Source organism: Streptomyces sp. NPDC017991 (assembly GCF_044328075.1).
Classification (GTDB): domain Bacteria; phylum Actinomycetota; class Actinomycetes; order Streptomycetales; family Streptomycetaceae; genus Streptomyces.
In genome coordinates this window covers 83749-99032 of sequence record NZ_JBIRGP010000020.1, presented here as the reverse complement: position 1 = coordinate 99032, position 15284 = coordinate 83749, and the positions used below count along the sequence as shown (strand labels likewise).

19 protein-coding genes are annotated in these 15284 nt (G+C 67.9%); 8 read left to right on the top strand and 11 right to left on the bottom strand.

Annotated elements, in window-relative coordinates:
- Positions 1-1004 precede the first annotated feature (1004 nt).
- From ACH4DZ_RS41310 to ACH4DZ_RS41300, 3 genes are all read left to right on the top strand, one after another.
- A complete protein-coding gene (locus ACH4DZ_RS41310) occupies positions 1005-1478 on the top strand; it encodes a transcriptional regulator (RefSeq protein ID WP_398294414.1) in 474 nt (157 codons plus the stop codon).
- Positions 1475-1852 (top strand): hypothetical protein, encoded by a 378-nt coding sequence (locus ACH4DZ_RS41305; protein ID WP_398294412.1) that lies wholly within the window; start codon positions 1475-1477, stop codon positions 1850-1852. The genes ACH4DZ_RS41310 and ACH4DZ_RS41305 overlap by 4 nt, the downstream gene beginning before the upstream one ends.
- A gap of 630 nt (positions 1853-2482) precedes the next feature.
- Entirely contained in the window at positions 2483-2842 is a 360-nt protein-coding gene (locus tag ACH4DZ_RS41300) for a hypothetical protein (protein WP_398294410.1), read from the top strand.
- Positions 2843-3671: 829 nt separating this feature from the next.
- Here ACH4DZ_RS41300 and ACH4DZ_RS41295 read toward each other — a convergent pair.
- The 3 genes from ACH4DZ_RS41295 to ACH4DZ_RS41285 are packed head-to-tail and all read right to left on the bottom strand — an operon-like array spanning position 3672 to position 4738.
- Positions 3672-4214 carry a hypothetical protein gene (locus ACH4DZ_RS41295; protein ID WP_398294409.1) on the bottom strand — a complete coding sequence of 181 codons (543 nt, stop codon included), beginning with the start codon at positions 4212-4214 and terminating at the stop codon, positions 3672-3674.
- A gap of 18 nt (positions 4215-4232) precedes the next feature.
- Entirely contained in the window at positions 4233-4505 is a 273-nt protein-coding gene (locus ACH4DZ_RS41290) for a hypothetical protein (RefSeq protein WP_398294407.1), read from the bottom strand.
- Positions 4505-4738: a hypothetical protein gene (locus ACH4DZ_RS41285; protein WP_398294405.1), complete on the bottom strand. Its 234-nt coding sequence runs from the start codon at positions 4736-4738 to the stop codon at positions 4505-4507. Before ACH4DZ_RS41285 ends, ACH4DZ_RS41290 begins: the two co-directional genes overlap by 1 nt.
- Before the next feature lie 257 nt (positions 4739-4995).
- Here ACH4DZ_RS41285 and ACH4DZ_RS41280 point away from each other — a divergent pair, with 257 nt between their 5' ends.
- Entirely contained in the window at positions 4996-5406 is a 411-nt protein-coding gene (locus tag ACH4DZ_RS41280) for a hypothetical protein (protein ID WP_398294403.1), read from the top strand.
- Here ACH4DZ_RS41280 and ACH4DZ_RS41275 read toward each other — a convergent pair.
- The 5 genes from ACH4DZ_RS41275 to tpg all read right to left on the bottom strand — a co-directional run bounded on the left by ACH4DZ_RS41275 (position 5403) and on the right by tpg (position 9315).
- Positions 5403-5690: a hypothetical protein gene (locus tag ACH4DZ_RS41275; RefSeq protein ID WP_398294401.1), complete on the bottom strand. Its 288-nt coding sequence runs from the start codon at positions 5688-5690 to the stop codon at positions 5403-5405. The genes ACH4DZ_RS41280 and ACH4DZ_RS41275 overlap by 4 nt on opposite strands.
- Positions 5691-5706: 16 nt before the next feature.
- A complete protein-coding gene (locus tag ACH4DZ_RS41270; protein ID WP_398294399.1) occupies positions 5707-6045 on the bottom strand; it encodes a hypothetical protein in 339 nt (112 codons plus the stop codon).
- Positions 6046-7078: 1033 nt separating this feature from the next.
- Positions 7079-7519, bottom strand: a complete 441-nt coding sequence (locus ACH4DZ_RS41265; RefSeq protein ID WP_398294397.1) for a hypothetical protein — start codon at positions 7517-7519, stop codon at positions 7079-7081.
- 340 nt (positions 7520-7859) lie between these two features.
- On the bottom strand, positions 7860-8618 hold the full coding sequence (locus tag ACH4DZ_RS41260) for a hypothetical protein (RefSeq protein WP_398294395.1): 759 nt from the start codon (positions 8616-8618) through the stop codon (positions 7860-7862).
- 103 nt (positions 8619-8721) lie between these two features.
- Positions 8722-9315: a telomere-protecting terminal protein Tpg gene (gene tpg / locus ACH4DZ_RS41255; protein WP_398294393.1), complete on the bottom strand. Its 594-nt coding sequence runs from the start codon at positions 9313-9315 to the stop codon at positions 8722-8724.
- Between the two features lie 129 nt (positions 9316-9444).
- Here tpg and ACH4DZ_RS41250 point away from each other — a divergent pair, with 129 nt between their 5' ends.
- From ACH4DZ_RS41250 to ACH4DZ_RS41240, 3 genes are all read left to right on the top strand, one after another.
- Entirely contained in the window at positions 9445-9753 is a 309-nt protein-coding gene (locus ACH4DZ_RS41250) for a DUF6300 family protein (protein ID WP_398294391.1), read from the top strand.
- Positions 9754-9839: 86 nt separating this feature from the next.
- Entirely contained in the window at positions 9840-10202 is a 363-nt protein-coding gene (locus ACH4DZ_RS41245) for a nucleic acid-binding protein (RefSeq protein WP_398294389.1), read from the top strand.
- Positions 10203-10204: 2 nt separating this feature from the next.
- Positions 10205-10726, top strand: a complete 522-nt coding sequence (locus ACH4DZ_RS41240) for a DUF6233 domain-containing protein (RefSeq protein WP_398294387.1) — start codon at positions 10205-10207, stop codon at positions 10724-10726.
- Here ACH4DZ_RS41240 and ACH4DZ_RS41235 read toward each other — a convergent pair.
- On the bottom strand, positions 10695-11867 hold the full coding sequence (locus tag ACH4DZ_RS41235) for a hypothetical protein (protein WP_398294385.1): 1173 nt from the start codon (positions 11865-11867) through the stop codon (positions 10695-10697). The genes ACH4DZ_RS41240 and ACH4DZ_RS41235 overlap by 32 nt on opposite strands.
- Before the next feature lie 194 nt (positions 11868-12061).
- On the opposite strand from ACH4DZ_RS41235, the gene ACH4DZ_RS41230 reads away from it, so the two are divergent.
- Positions 12062-13633, top strand: a complete 1572-nt coding sequence (locus tag ACH4DZ_RS41230) for a hypothetical protein (RefSeq protein WP_398294383.1) — start codon at positions 12062-12064, stop codon at positions 13631-13633.
- Here ACH4DZ_RS41230 and ACH4DZ_RS41225 read toward each other — a convergent pair.
- Positions 13630-14343 (bottom strand): TIGR02391 family protein, encoded by a 714-nt coding sequence (locus tag ACH4DZ_RS41225; protein ID WP_398294381.1) that lies wholly within the window; start codon positions 14341-14343, stop codon positions 13630-13632. The two genes, ACH4DZ_RS41230 and ACH4DZ_RS41225, sit on opposite strands and share 4 nt — an antisense overlap.
- Before the next feature lie 83 nt (positions 14344-14426).
- Complete coding sequence (locus ACH4DZ_RS41220; protein ID WP_398294379.1) at positions 14427-15110, bottom strand: hypothetical protein; 684 nt, start codon at positions 15108-15110, stop codon at positions 14427-14429.
- Between the last annotated feature and the right edge of the window lie 174 nt (positions 15111-15284).

The following is a 15284-nucleotide window of genomic DNA, read 5'->3' as shown; positions in this document are numbered from 1 at the left end:
CCCGCGGAGCGGGTACCACATCGCTGCGCGATGTGCAAGGGAGGCGGTCGCTGCCCTCCCGCCGCCCACGCGGCGCGTGGGCGGATCCCTTCGCTGCGCTTCGGGATCTGGTGGGGCCGACCGCTGCGCGGCACGGCGGGCCGCGCGGTGCGCGCGCCCGATTGAGGGGGTACCGGGTGCGGCTAGTCGGGTGCGCAGTTGGGGAGTTGGGGAGTCCTGCGGACTCCGGGGCGGGTCCGCTGCGCTCCCCCGCCTGACGGTCCTTCCGGCTGCGCCTCCAGAACCTTGAGGCCCGCTAGCGCGGGCGGGCTGGCCGAGAGGGGTGGGGGTCGCTCGTTCGTGTGGGTTCCAGTGTAGCGCGTGCATCACGTTGATGCAGCATGTACCGTTGGGGGAAATACGGGACACCCACCAACCACCCGGTCAGGGCGCCTGCTTTTTGAAAAGACGTCGGCGTGTGTATTCGGTCCATCAATCCACGCGAGGGAACACGAATTGGGAAGCTGCGGACTTCAGTCGAGGAACGGAACCTCGGATAGCGGAAACGCAGAATTCCGGCGTGCGGAGGTACCGGAGCCGAACGGCCCCTCGGGCCGGGCGGCGGAACCCACCACGGACGCTAGCCCCGCCTGTTGGTGCTTCTTGTCCGTCACGGTCGGCACCACCCGAGACTCAGAGCCGCTGGTGCCCTCCACGGCCCGCACGGAGCCCACTGAGCCGCACGCGAAGCCGCCTCAGCCACGTCGTGTCAGCCGGCACGTTGCGGCGGCGGGATGAGTGCGTATAGAGCGATCTTGAATCGTCGCAGCTCAGCGGCCATGTGATGTATCGCTGCGGGCTAGTTGAGTATCAATCCGGACGCATCTTTCCCCTGGAGGGGAAATGATCGTGTGCTGATCCGGGTGAAGTTCGGCGTGGCGGGTTCCCCTCCAGGGGAAACGCCCACTACGGTCAGGGCGCGTACATCGTTCCCCTCTAGGGGAAAGCCCGAGGTGAGGAGCGGTATGGGCCGGGCAAGGCCAGCAGCCAACACGAACACCGGCGAGTACCTCCAGCTGGAGCTGCTCGACAAGGACGACAAGGCCTTCTCGTGGAGCGGCGGCGGCCGGCACGTGAACGCCAGCAAGAAGCTGGGCGCGGCGCTGTACAAGAAGGACAGCGGGTACACGAAGAACGACAAGCTGGTGTGGAGCTACTACCTGTTCCACTCGCCGCCCGGAGACGAGCCGCTGCGGGAGAGTTTCCGCGAGATCGGCATCAACCTGGAGCTGCGTCCGAACGCGGTGAGCACGTCAGTGGGTAACCTGCATCGAGGGGGCTACCTCCTGGAGGCGGAGATGGTGGGCCGGGTGAAGTTCTACAAGATGAACCCCCGGGCGGCCTACGACGGCACCTCGGGGCAGCAGCGCAACGCCACGAAGCACGCGCGCCACCCGTCGACCACCTGCCCGCCGGAGAAGAAGAAGGAGGCGTCATGACCTCGCCGATGGCTGAGCCGTTCGCCCCGCGCTTCATGGAGGCCCCCGAGCTCAACGACCTCCTCCTGCGGTCCCAGCTCAAGCAGGGCGCCGACCTCAAGGTCCTCATGTTCTACGCCACCGCCGTCCCGATCGGGGACCCGGTGCGCAGCACGGCCACGGACATCGGCAAGCTGGTCGGCCTGAGCACCACGAGCGCCTCTCGCAGCATCGGCCGGCTCGCCGAGAACGGCTGGCTGCAGCTCGCCTACACCGCCGTCGGTGTGAAGTTCTACCGACTCGGCACCAAGGCGACCGGCCTACCGCCCACGTCCGACCCTGCGGACGATGCCGACGCGCCCCTGGCGACCGTCAGGCAGCTTCACGCCTCCTGACCCGGCCGGCCGCCCGGCCGGGTGACATGGCGCTGCACCCCACGGTGCGGCGCCGTAGCTGTGTCTGGGGCAGGTGGTGCGCGTACATCGTTCCCCCAGAAGGGAAGTTGCTGGTGGGCATGCCCTTCTGGCCGGTTCCGAGGACTGCGGCACACGCGCTGACCTGCATCGCCTGGACAGTCTCACCGGGGCTGTGAACACCGTTCCCCTCGAAGGGAAAGCCGCTGCTGGTGGCCGATCGGCAGTACCCAGCCGTATCGCTGCGTTCCTGCGTTCCGAGGTGCTGTAGCCGCGTACAACGTTCCCCCAGAGGGGAAACCCGCAGGTGGGAAGGGTGCAGCACGCGGGTAGCGCCGTGCAGCAGCCCTCTCTGCTGCACGAGCAGCGAACGGCCGCCGCCGAGCCGGGCGCGGGTCGGCTCCCCGCCAGCTGCAGCGGCGCGGTCCCGGGTGCTGCAGTACGCGTACAACGTTCCCCTGGAGGGGAAAGCAGCAGGCGAGCGGGGTGCGGCGCACGGTCGTCCTGCCGATCCTCACAGTTGCGTGGCGGGAGCGGATCACAGATTGCTGCCCGCGTGGCGGGAGCGGCGGTCTATCTCGGGGCGTACGGGCCTGCGGGACTCCAGGGTCGGTGAGGCTGCTGGCACTGCCGACCCGTACCCCGCTGGAGGAGACCGTGCTGGACCCCGAGGCGGAGATGCTGATCGAGACGGACTCCGACGCGTACGCGCTGTGGAAGGCGCTGAGCACGGTGGTGGCCACCCACCCGCTCGCACCCAGGCCGGTACGAGAGGACACCGCGACGGTCTTCCTGTCCATGCTGGACGCCGACGACCTCGGGTACCGCACCCGTGTCCCGCTCACCGGGCGCCAGCCCTCCGAGGCCCTGCTGATACAGCTGGTCGCTGCGGAGCTCCCCGCGGCGGCCGCACTGCACACCGGTGGACGAACAGGACACTTGGTGCGCTTCTTACGCAGGCGGAAGCCCTGATCGAGGCGGAGCTCGCGGGGTACGGACCCGAACCCAACTACACGGTGTCGATCGGCCGGGACGTCGGCACGCTGCCGCTCGACACACGGCTCGTGTCCGGGTCGCGGCGGTCGGCAGTCCCGTTGCAGCGCGTGGGGGGCGGAAACTTGCCGGGGCCCGCTGCTGTCCGATCGAGGCCGGCCTGCTGCCCGTGCAGCACCCTTGTGCGACACGGGTCGTGCGAATACTGCGCCACAGTCCCCGACCCCGAGCAGCAATCGGCCTTGCACCCTTCACCGCCAGGAGCAGCAGCCCGTTGCGCAACCTCGCTGCACCCTGCAGGCCGGAAAGGGTGCAAGGGCGCTGCACATGGCAACCGGTAGCAACGGCGGGCTTCACCAGGAGCACCGGAGCCCCTCGAAGGACGGGGTCATCGGTGCCGAATCTTGCACCCCAATAGTGGTTAGTACAGATAGTGCTTCTGGTGCGGGTTGTAGATCCTTCCCCCTGAGAGCAGAGCTCGGTCCGGGAGCAGCCAAGAGCACCAGCGCGAAGGACGACGACGGCACGACGATCGTGGAGCGGCTCCGATGGGATCAGTAGGGCCTCGGGCCCTCGAAGCGCTGTGCGGCGCTGTGGGGGCCTCCGGCAGCCTTGATCACCGCCTCGGCAGCCCGGAGGGCCTCAGAATGCCGCAGACGGCCGTACGGGGCCGGGAAGGATCATGCGGGCGGAACGCTGCCGGGGCGTCGTCACAGGCGAGAGCAGATCATCGGGTCCCGTTCTGCGAGTTCCGCTCTCAGAGGGAAGGATCTACAACCCGCACCAGAAGCACTATCTGTACTAACCACTATTGGGGTGCAAGGCCGGGCCGCGGCAACAGCTCCTGGGAGACGGTCTCGCAGTACGCGAGCGGGACCAGTGATTGGAAGAGGTTCCCCTCGGAGGCGTTCTGGACGGCCATGCCCAGCATCATCGAGAGGCTCTGGAGCGGTCCGTCCTCGCCGCCGTCTTCCTCCAGGCGGGCGAGGACCACGCGGTTGCTCTGGTCCAGGACGTCGTACCAGAAGTGCTTGAGGGTCTGCGGGTCCACCCCGGTCAGGGGTGTGAGCCACAGGTCGGCGTGCGACTGCAACACCTGCTCGGTGGGCCGGTAGTCCAGGACAACCCCACAGCCCAGGCGCGAATCACCGCCGATGGCGCCGGCTGCGCCCGGCCATCCGGGCAGGTCCTCGGTGTGCGCGGGGCACAGGTACGCGAACCAGGCCGGGTCCGTCCCGGCCTGAACGGCCGGTCCCTGCCGGATGGAGGTTGCCGTGGTGGAGCATTCCAGCGCGATGCGCATCGAGGTGATCTGACGGCCAGCGGACAGCTGCTGCAATACGGACGGCACGTTGGGCTCCTTCGGCGGCTAGACCTCGATGTACGCGACGACCACGACGGTGCGCAAAGCACTCACCCAGTACAGGAGGCGTACGCGCTCAACTTCGTCGGCGTACTGGCGCAGTTGGGGGCCGGCGGCGTCGCCGGGGATCGGCTCGCCGACGTCCGGGTCGACGGAGACGACAACCAGGGCGCGGTCCAGGGCGTGGAGTTCCGCCTCGCTGCTGATGTTCTCCAGCTGTTTCGCGGCGGAGTCGGAGAAGACGATCCGGGCGCGGCGGGGCCCGTGCACCGACGGCATCAGGCGACGGCCGGGCGCTGGGCAGCGAGCCGGGCGAGGTGGCTCTCGCGCAGCTCCTCCCATGGCGTGCAGTCCTCCACCGAGGGCAGCCCGTTTTCTGCGATCTCCTCCAGGACGGCGGCGAACTGGTCGGCGCTCTCGCGGGTCCTGGCCGCGTACGCGCGCAACCCGTCAGCGGCGCCGGGCTCCAGCTGCTGCCGGGCGTGGTCGGCGGGGGCCGGCTTCTCGCTCATTCGAGGGCTCCAGAGGGCAGAACTGGCGTGTCTCACCACGGTATCGCTGGGCAACCGAGCATGGGACCGCTCCGGAAGAACTCAGCCCACGGCTACGTTCCCTGCTGCTTGCGAGTGCGCGCGAGGCGGGCTCCTACGGGGCTCCGGTGAACGGTGGGTGTGTAGGGATGAGGCGCCCACACCAGGCCGTGTGCTGCGGGCGGCCTGGTCGGTGAAGGCCTGCGGGTCCCAGCGAACTCGTCCTAGGCTCCCCAGCCATGGATGACGCAACTCGCGATCGCACTGACCTTCACCAGCTCCTCCGCCTGATCGGCATGCTCGGGAACCCCAACGAAGCTGGTTTCTGGGATTCCTGGCGCACCAATCTCGACGGGTACTCCTTCAAGAAGATGAAAACAGGCATTGCCCTTGCAGCCCGCCCTGACACTGCACCCCGCACCGTCCATACGTTCGCCGGGTACGTCCTCAAGTTCTTCTCCCGCAGCACCCCAGAGGAGGAAGAAGAGCTGATCAGGCACGTCGGTGTCTACCTGTCCGGGCATCGGGAGGTCGAGCTGTCCGTCCAGTTTCTCGCTGACATCCGTGCCACGGCCTGGCGTGTCTACCGGGACTACGGTGGCTACGACCCGCAGGTCGTAGCCACTCGGTGGGCCGAGGCAGAGCTTTAGTCAGGCACGGGGCGCGCGGCAGCGGCTTCCTCCACCTTCAGGCACCAGGGTTCGCTGGCACACTGCCCGCCGAATCCGGGGGTGGCGCAGGTGCACTCCGGGTCGCGTTCCGTCACCTGCGTGATGCGGTAGAGCCCCGAAGCCATCTTGGCCAGGCGCAGCGCCTGGACCTTCGCCGCGGCCTTCTCGATCGAGGTGGCGTGGGTGGTGTAGATCAGGGTGGTGGCGCCCGGGTGGGACGGGTCGGTGCACCGGGCCACGACCTGGTATTCGTGCTTCGTCATCGCGCTTCCCGGGTGCTCAGGCGGGCAGGCCGGGGAGGACCTGGCCGTCGGTGATCTGGGTGCGGGCGGTCAGGGCGTGGCCGTCGCAGACCACGTAGCAGTCGCCGTTGTCGGCCTGGACGGTGTGAGTGGCCGGCTCGGTGCAGGCCGCGTCCAGCCGGTCGTACGGCCAGACGTTGAAGCACGTGAAGTCCGTGCACCAGGAGTCGAAGCCCGCGGTGGCTCGCGCACGGGCCTTGAGAGTGCCGCCGTGCTCGGGGCACACGCCCCACGGCACGGTGCACCGGCTCGGGTCGGCGGCGGTGCTCTGCAGGGCCTGGGCGTAGAACGCGGCGGTGGCGCTGTCGACGGTCACCCCGGCGATTCTTCCGCACTCCCCGGGCGCCCAGGGACGATCCCGGCGGCTCGTACGAGGGCGCGGCTCCGGGCGCCAGAAACCTCGGTCCCGGGGTGCTGCCGAGGTGGCGGTCCTGTCCGCTGTCCGATGACACAGATCGGCCCACTGTTCAGGCGGGCGAGTGTCCTGTACCAAGTTTGAGTGGCGTCGGGGGCGAAGCATTAGGGGCCACTGCGGCAGCCGTCCGAATGCGGTGTCGGTCTTCTGAGCAGCTGTTGTCGGCCCGGCGCGCCTGCGAGCGAGGAGCGCTTCGCAGGGCGAGTTTCAGCCGTTTCAGCAGAACTGAACGTGAACTGCGTGGATTGGCGCGAGAAAGCCGCAGGTCAGCGCTCTGCAGCCCTACCCCATAACTGGGGTACGAAGCTTAACCACGCAGGTGAGGACCCGAATTGGTCTAGTGGCCGATGCCCGCTCCATGTCGACATCAGGCTCAGTGGCCACGGCATACCGTCGTCCACAACGCGGAAGGGGATCGCCCCTGCCAGGGCGATCCCCGAAACGTCCGCACGGTACGAGAGCTATCGCACGAAGGACATCACCATGCAACCACAGCGCTGGAAGCCCGTCAGGCTCCAGTATCGTCTCCCCGAGTGGCAGGATGCGTTCAACACCGTCATCGCTGGCACCATGCTCTACCTACTTCCGCAGGTCCCGCTTGGAATGACCAGCTTGGCGTTCATACCGCTCCTCCGCTGCATCCGCTTCCGGCGCACTGTCTGAATCGGAACCCCTTAAAGCCCCCTGGCCGCGCTCAGCGGCCGGGGGCTCCGCGTTTTGCGGAAAGCCTCCGCACACACTGCCCTGCTGTCAGTGCCGACGCGCCCCGTATGGCTGTGGGCCCGAAGTTCAGTGTCCGCATTGACGCCCCTCAGGGGCGCCGGTGCTCGTGATCTGGTCGGTGCAGCCCCAGATCGGCCCGAGGAGCTCCCCCTGTTCAGGCGGGCGAGGGATCGCCGGATGGCTGGTGTCACTGAACTTTGACGGGTGGCATTCAGCTGCCCCGGAGGATTTCGTTGCGCAGTCCGTGCAGCAGGGTCAGGGCGTCGGAGTCGTCGGCGTCGGTGAACGCGTGGACCGCACCCAGGACCGAGATCCCGATCCGCTTGGCCGTGGCCAGGTCGTCGTCGGCCAAAGCCGCCTGCTGGCGCAGGGCCTCGGTCAGGAGGAAGGTGAGGCGGGCCTGCGGGCTGGCGTTCAGCTCCGTGACCAGCCGACTGGATTCGCCGCTGTCCGTGCTCGCGGTGATGCCGAACGCCGCGACCAGGATCCGCTCCAGCGTGTGCCTCCCGTACGCGGCCAAGAGCGCGGGCAGCGGCCGCTCTCCTTCACTCCCCATCCCCAGGGCTGCGAGGCCCGCGTCGTTGTTGCCGACGATGGCCTCCAGCGCCGCCAGGGCCCGCAGATGGTCATCGTCAGTCAGCTCGATCTCCATGGCATCGCACGGTAGGCCGGTCCTCGGGAGGCGCGACAGCGTTCGCGCGAAACAACCCATTTCAGGACCGGCAAGGGGCAGCCGCGGGTCAAAGACAAGTGGCAAACGGTCAAAGCTCTTCGGCGGGGCGGCATAAGGCACCGGATGCGGACCGTAGTCGCTTCGGGTGGGACGTCACGCTGATCGGCGAGGTGGCCCAGGCCCGGATCCGGGGCCGGGCCCGTGGTTCCGGGCCGGATCGTCAGCGTGACACCCCGACGTGACAGCCGGATCCGGGTGCGTGACACCGGTCGGCGTGACAGCGTGACAGTCACCCTCGGTGATCACGACGGATGCGGTGCTACGGCCGGGCGCGGGTGAGGAACGCGGCGAGCGCACCGGCGGCTTCGGGCTCGGTGGTGGCGAGCCGGGCCGCGAACGCCAGCTGGTCGACGTCGGCCCCGGGGACCAGGCGGGCGAGTTCGGCGAGCAGCGCGGCGTGCGCGAGGACCGGCGGTGTAAGAAGGTCGGCGGCTTCCTCGCGAGCGGCCGGATCGCGGTAGTGCCCGAGGTGCGCGGCCAGAGCGTGCGCGAGCCAGCCGTCGACGTCGGCCTGGACGTACCCGCCGGCTCGCCGGGTGAGTTCGTCCCGGACGGCTTCGTCCCCGGTGCGAGGTTCGATCTGTTCCAGCGTGCCCAGCTCGCGAAGCGCCTGGAACTCATCGGCGCGGGCGGCGATCCGGGCGGCTTCGCGCAGCTCGGCTTCCCGGGCGGCGGCGGCCGCGGCGTCGACGGCGAGCTCCGCCTGGACGACGTCGTCGGCGTCCGGGTCGTACACCGCGTCCGGGCCCGCGTCGGCGAGCAACTGCCCGAGGCGCTCCCACTCCGCGAGCTCCGCGCGACCGCGTTCGTTGTCGGCCAGGTGCTCGTACCGCGAGTCCTGGCGCGCGTCGAAGCGGGCGTCATCGAGGGCCGACGCGACGTCGGCCGCCGACATCCCCGTCGCCCGGCGACGCACGACCCGCCGTCCGATGCGTGCGGGGTCGGCTGGCTCGCGGGGCGCCGCCACGCGAGCGGCGAGAGGCCGGCGGACACTGCGCCGGGTCCAGGGGGTACTCATCAGGGCCTCGCATTCGGGGTGCGGAGTAAGGAGCGGGCCGCCGCCAGAGCGCTGCGCGGCTGCCCGTGAATAAGGTTTATAGCAGGCCCAGAATTACGTGTGGTCAGAACTCGATCTCTATCGACCGCACGTGCGTGAAATCTGCTCGGAGACCCTGGGCTCGGGATCCCCATTCCGTGAAATAGGACTCGGTGATGGCCTCCGCGACGACCGGATGGAGGTCTTCCTCCGTCGCACCGGCCTCCTGGAGATGGAGAATCTCAGCGGCGTAGGCAGGCGAGATCGCCGTGCTGATGAACCGCTCGCGGCCGTCGTCCGAGCTCCCCGTGCACTCGAATCCGAAGTAGGCGTAGACCTCCACCTGCATACCGCCAGTCGTCGCCGCACGCTCCCGCGCCTGCGCTCTGACCTGCGGTTGCCACTGGGATTCGGTCTCCTCCACCAGGGCTGCCTGGAGCCTCTTCTGAGGCTTCGTCTGCTGTCCGGCGCGGTAGCGCTGCACGGTGCGGGGCGAGACGCCCAGCTGTTCGGCGAGGGCCTTCGTCGACCGCTTGGCCCGCGTGTAGAGGAATTCGATCTGAGCCTTCGCGGATTTCGGCGCGGACCGGGTGAACACCTTGCGCTCCGCCCGCTTGAGGGCGTCCAGGAAGCTGTTGCGGCGCGGGGCCGGCTGCTGCGTGTCGTCGCTGTCGATCATTCATCCAGCAGACACCCGTGCCCCTGTGGACAGACTCCGTGGCGGGCGCCCCACCGTTGCGGGAAGGGTTGACGGCGTAGGTCAGCGGGTCTTGGGTGGAGGGCCACGTCCAGATCAAGGGGGCTGGCCATGGCGTTGCTGGAGTTCTCAGACCGGCTGCCGCAGTGTTCACGCTGCCGGGGCGACCTCATCATGAGCGGGGTGGCGCCGCAGAACGACGAACACGGGCGGCCGATCCACCTGGAGCTGTGCCCGGTGTGCGACACCGGCGACGTGGACCGCCCGGCGGCCGGCCTTCTCGTCCAGTGGTTCGCCAACGACTGCGGCCACGACCTGAGCCGTGTCAAAGAGGGCTCACACCTGCTGATGAAGTGGACGAAGGAGTGCATGGCCACCCACGGCTGGTACTTGCACGACACCCCGCCTGACCAGCCCTGAGCCGTCATCAGCAGAAGCTGCCGGGCGCGCAGTGCCGCTGCGTCGTACGAGCAGTGCAGCCGCCGGGTCGAACTACTGTTTGGGCCGTGGCGACAACGTACGACTACCCCGGCGACCTCATCGCAGCGCAGCAGGAACTCACCCAGATGCGGGCCGACCTCACCGCCCTGCACAAGCGGCTGCCCTACTCCGCCGAACCGACGCAGGCCTGGCAGCGCCCCGAGGGCTACTGGCTCACCACCTCCCGCGCGTACCCGGACTCGCCGGGCTGGACGGAGCAGGAGCAGCAGGAAGCCGCCGCGCTGCGCGAGCGGGTACGCGACCTCACCGCCGCGATCGTCACGCACACCTTCTGGAACGACGTCGCCGGACCCGAACGGCTCAATGCCCGCTCCCAGCTCAAGCACGCCCTCGCACGTGAGGACCGCGAGGGCCAGGAGGCGGCGTAGCCGTGGCGGACACGCCACCCGAGCCGGAGCCGCCGCCCATCATCGTGGTCCTGCCCGACGGCCAGGAGGTCACCGGCCGCCTCACGGAGCGCCAACAGGTCCCGGGCGTCTGGCGGTACAAGGTGGCCGTCCCGTCCTGGCAGAACACGCCTACGGGGACTGTGGAGCCCGTCTGGTACGTGGTGTGGGTACAGGTCCCCGACCATGTGAAGCCTGTGTCCGGTGTCTCGTACGACGACGTCCCCACGACCTGGCTGCCGCCGCCATCGACGGAGCAGCAGATCCTCGGGGAGCGCCGGCCGTCGGGCTGGGTCCTGCAGATGCTGGACGGCGGCCGCGGCCCCGGCCGGGGTGTCATCCATGCCGTCGACTGCGAGGAAGCACCCGCCGGGGCCCCGAAGCTGACCCTGGACCAGGCGCTGGACGCCGCAGAGCATCCCGGCACCCGGTTGTGCTCACTGTGTAGTGCGGTGGTTGAACTCGATCCCGTGCTCAAGGGTTTCGAACACGGCTTTCAAGATTGATCCGCAGGGCTGAGGCGGGGGTCCGTGACGCGATCAGCCGGTTGGTCAGTTCCACCGTGGCCAGGTACCACCAGAAGATCCAGTCGAGGAACGCTTCGTCGTACTCGCGTTGCTGACCGGCATTGCTGTGTCGCAGATCGAAGTTGTTGGCGATCTGGAACAGGGCGCCTTCGTCCTTCGTGTGGAGGTGCTCTTTGATCAGCGCGCGGCGTTCCTCGAGGATGCGGGCGAGGTTGAAGATCGCCGATCTCTTGCCCTCAGCCGATGTGTCGCGGCTGCGGAAGAGCGCGATGGCGTGGCGAACGCCGGCGGTGGTGTCGGACGGGCTGTCGGTGAGGGTGCGGTGTACCAGCTGGCTGCGAGCATCGTCAGTGACGGCGACCAGGCGCCCGAGGTCCTCGCCTTCCGTGGCGAGTTCGTACTCGATGCCAGCCGAGCGCAGGAGCTGGTTGACCTTCCACCGGTACAGGACGCGTGCCGGACCGTTGTGGAACTCCCCGTAGTGATGTCCACAGTCGCTGTAGCGGTGATAGCGCCGCATGCGGGGACGGCTCACCAGGTCGTGGAACACCTCGATCAGCCCGTAGAAGGTGTCTTCGTCCCACGTCTCCGGTGCCAGAGGCCACAGATCAGGGATGCCCAAGCGCCTGTCGATCACCTCGCAAGCATCCGGGAGCTCACTGTGATCGTCGACGCATTCCTCGCCGAACACCTCAACCAGATAGCCCTTGTCCTCGAACTCACCCACGATCTGTGCGAAGTCACGCCGTGTGTCTCGTGTAGTGCTGCCGTCGTGCGACAGCCCACTGCCTCGGCGCTGCGGCCAGTAGGGCCGCGGGGCTGTCGCATGCCGGAGCTCGCCCGCCCGGTTGACCAGTCCGGTGAACCACTCCCGTTTCCCCATCCCGGCCCGGCCGCCCCAGCCCGGAGTGGTCGACAACCAGGGGTCGTCCGTGGGCGGATCATGGTCTGGCAGTTCCTTGAAGTCCGCGACCGCGGTGGTGCCGGCCAGGGCCTCGGTGATGAGCCAGGTCGCTCGGTCCGCCCATGAAGAGTCCGAGGTGCGAAGGATGCGCTCGCCTTCGGACGCGAGCAGCTCTGCGGGCCACAGGAGTTCGTAGTTACTCAGGTCCAGACTCACCGCAACATCATCACCCATCAGGGATGCGTCCCGCCTCTGAGTAACAGATACCCCTCTCAGTCCCGGAGGAGGTCCTGAAAACTGCGGACATTTGATCACGTGAAGCCCATGCCCGGCGCCTCGTACGACGACGCCCTACGACCCGGCTGCCGCCGCCGATACCGGAGCAGCAGATCCTCGGGGAGCGCCAGCCGATGGGATGGGTCCTGCAGAAGCTGGACGGCGGCCGCGGCACCGGCCGGGGTGTCATCCACGCCGTCGACTGCGAGGAAGCACCCGCCGGGGCCCCGAAGCTGACCCTGGACCAGGCGCTGGACGCCTCGAACATGGCTTCGGCGGTTCGGAAAACCACAGCAGCGGAACGCAGTGATCGCCACACTTGCACGATGAGCCTGTTCCACGCCGACTCCTACAGCCCCGACGACATGGTGATGCACCCTCGCCATCAGGCGATGCAGCCGGTCCTGGTCCAGCTCATTCAGCAACTCCGCGAGTGCGAGACGATGGAGGATGGGGTCGTCTTTCAACGGGACCTGCTCGATCGCCTGCTGGACGTGGAAAAGGACCGTGCCGGGTTCAAGCGTGTCGTCAAGCGGATGGGCGGCGGCAAGGGGCCGCACCCAGAGGCACCGGAGCCCCAGTCCGGCCGTGACCTCGCCGCCGTGACGACCTGGCGGTTCGAGCTAGAGGTGTGCGACCGTCTGGCCCGTCAGCTGCGCTCGGTGGGTGACGCGCTGGCCTGGCGCGCCTTCAACTTCCACCGCCCGTTCATCCTTGCTCTGTGTCGCAACCAATCGCCCGGGCTGATGTACGGCAAGACGGGGTTGAAGGCGGAACGCGAACGCATCGAGCGAGCCTTCAAAGAGGACGGGGCTTTCGCACTCATGCACGACCTGACGAACTGCCTGCGCATCGGCGACATCACTGTCTGGGACGGTGTGCACTCACCCCGCACGGAAGAGATCAAGACCAACGAGAAGAACAGCAGGAGCGCGCAGCTACGGCGGATCAACCAGGCCCGCGCTGCGGTGCTGGACGGCGGCCCGCTGCCAGGGAACAACGCCTCGGAACTCCTGTACGACCTGGACCTGCCGCTGCGCACCCACCTGGACGTGCTGCGCGACGCCCTGGAACGGGCCGCAACCGATGGCATCTACGCCACGCCGGTGCCCGGCAGCCGGGCCCTGTTCGTTGTCGACCAGTACGCATGCGCCCAGCAAGGCATGTCCTCCGAGCAGTTCAACGAACGTCATCAGCACGCCGTCGACGGCGCCTTGCAACGGGCAGGGATCCCGGCCGGCCGGGAGGACTACAACATCCACGTCACCAGCCTGGACAGCACGGCACGCGACCCGCTGCGGGTGCCCTGGGCGAACTACCCGCTGCACCCGGTGACCTGCGCCCGGCTGATCGGCGACTACGCCGTGGCGACCGTGGAGACCTCCGGTCCCGTACTGACCCGCCTGCTCCAAGCCACCGGCCTGGACGCGCGCTGGGTCCGCCCGCCGGGCAAAGCGAACCTCCAGCAGGGCGAGGTCATCATGGAGATCCACCAGCAGGAACGCTTGCGGTCCGTGACACTGCCGGGCGGTCTGACGATGACACCTGGCTGGACACTGCAGATGCGCCGCTCTGAGCTGGACCGCTATCTGATGGAGCTCCTGCAACCAGGCTCGTGGGCCGCGGGCATCAAACACGTCCTCGCCGCACGGCAGGCCGGGCAGCCGTGGCCGCACTACCGCAACGAGCACGAGATCTGGGTCTAGGCCGCGCGCTCCACCACGCACTGCTCGATCCAGCGGGCCAGGACGCTCAGGGTCGCCAGGTGCTCCAACGCCTCCTGTTCGGTCCAGGTCACCGCATCCTCGTGAGCAGCAACGTTCCGCAGGGCGAGGAAGGCGCCGGCCGCGAGGTACTTGGCGCCGTCCTGGCGGGCGCGCCATGTAGGTGTGTTGCGGTCGCCGTCGAACCGCAGGCGCGGCTTCCCTGCGACGGGGTCCTTCATGTCGAAGGCCTGCATGCACAAGTCTGTCTCGCCGATGTCGTGGCGCCCCAGCTTCTGCTGGAGTCGGCGGTTGACGGTGCGGGCAGCAGCCAGGACGGCGTCCTGCCGGGCCTCTGCGCCCCACAGCGGGGCGGCCGGTTCCCATACCCAGGGGTGGAACTGGTCGGCGGGCAGAGCGGGTGCATCCGGTACGAGCCGGGCGGCCCATTCGTCCATGTCGGCCAGAATGCCCAGGCCCCGATGAACCTCATTGCGGGCCATGGCCTCGCCCGCCATCTGATCGAGGTTGATCTTTTCGGCAAGCCGCGGGTCCAGGAGCCGCAGGATCTGCTTGACCGTGGGCTCTGCGCGGTGCAACTGCTCCCACAGCGTCGGATCACCCACGTAGTCGCCCGGCCTTGTACTACGTTCGTAGCGCAGGGCCAGGTCGACGAACGCCTCAAGCTGCTGCCGCATCCAGTCTCGATCCACGGACCGCATCCTAGGAGTGAGGTCTGACAATCTCTGCTTCAGGGAAGCCTGGCACTACCAGGAGCTGCAGCAAGCCCTCTATTTCATGGAAGGAAGAGGAGTAAGACGGCCGTGTAGAGGCTCACAGCCACGGTTGTGCCATACGCCTCGGGCCACCTGATCGCTTTCTGCTGGTCGTTTTGGAACGCGTGCGCGGTTCGCTGAACTCCCAGGAAGATGCACGCCATGGCCAGTAGGAGTCCGGCCCCAACCACGATGTTGACATTCAGCGCGGTCGGCTTGAAGTGAACATCGTAGACGCGAAAGACCATGGCAGGCACCGGGGGAATCACCCCCAAAATGGCCAGCCAGTAAGCCTGCCGGTAGGCATCCTCGGGTGTCTTGATCCATTGATTGGCCAACCACGGAGTACGCACGGCTAGGTCTGTGGGACCTGTGCGCCAACTGTCCCCCACCGCAAAAGACGTGAAGTATGCGCCCGCGATTCCGCCTACTCCAGTGATCAGGGAAAAGAGCAGCCGGGAATCGGGCACATAGATCGCTGCAAGGACTTCGAAGGCACCAAGAACGGAGACGATCGACACGACCACGGCCACCGCTATGTACATCACTGCTGGTGGCAGGTTTGCGGTTTCATGCTGTTCCGCACCTATGGCCGCCAAGCCGATTGATCCCGTGAGACTGGCCATCGTGGCGATCACGAGCAGCCCTGTCGCCAACGTGACGAGTGTTTTGTCGCCCGGATTCGGTGAGGTGAAGAGGACCATGACCGTGGGGATGGCGAGGGCCCCAAACGCGCCAACAATCGGCGCGTAGGCGGCAGCCCCTTTGCGCACGTCGTAGTGCCCATCAGGGAGTAGCCCAGGGCTTAGACCAGGGGGTGGATCCGGGGGTTCTTCTCCTGCCATAACGGAAGACTAAACACTCCTGCCGGTGGGAGT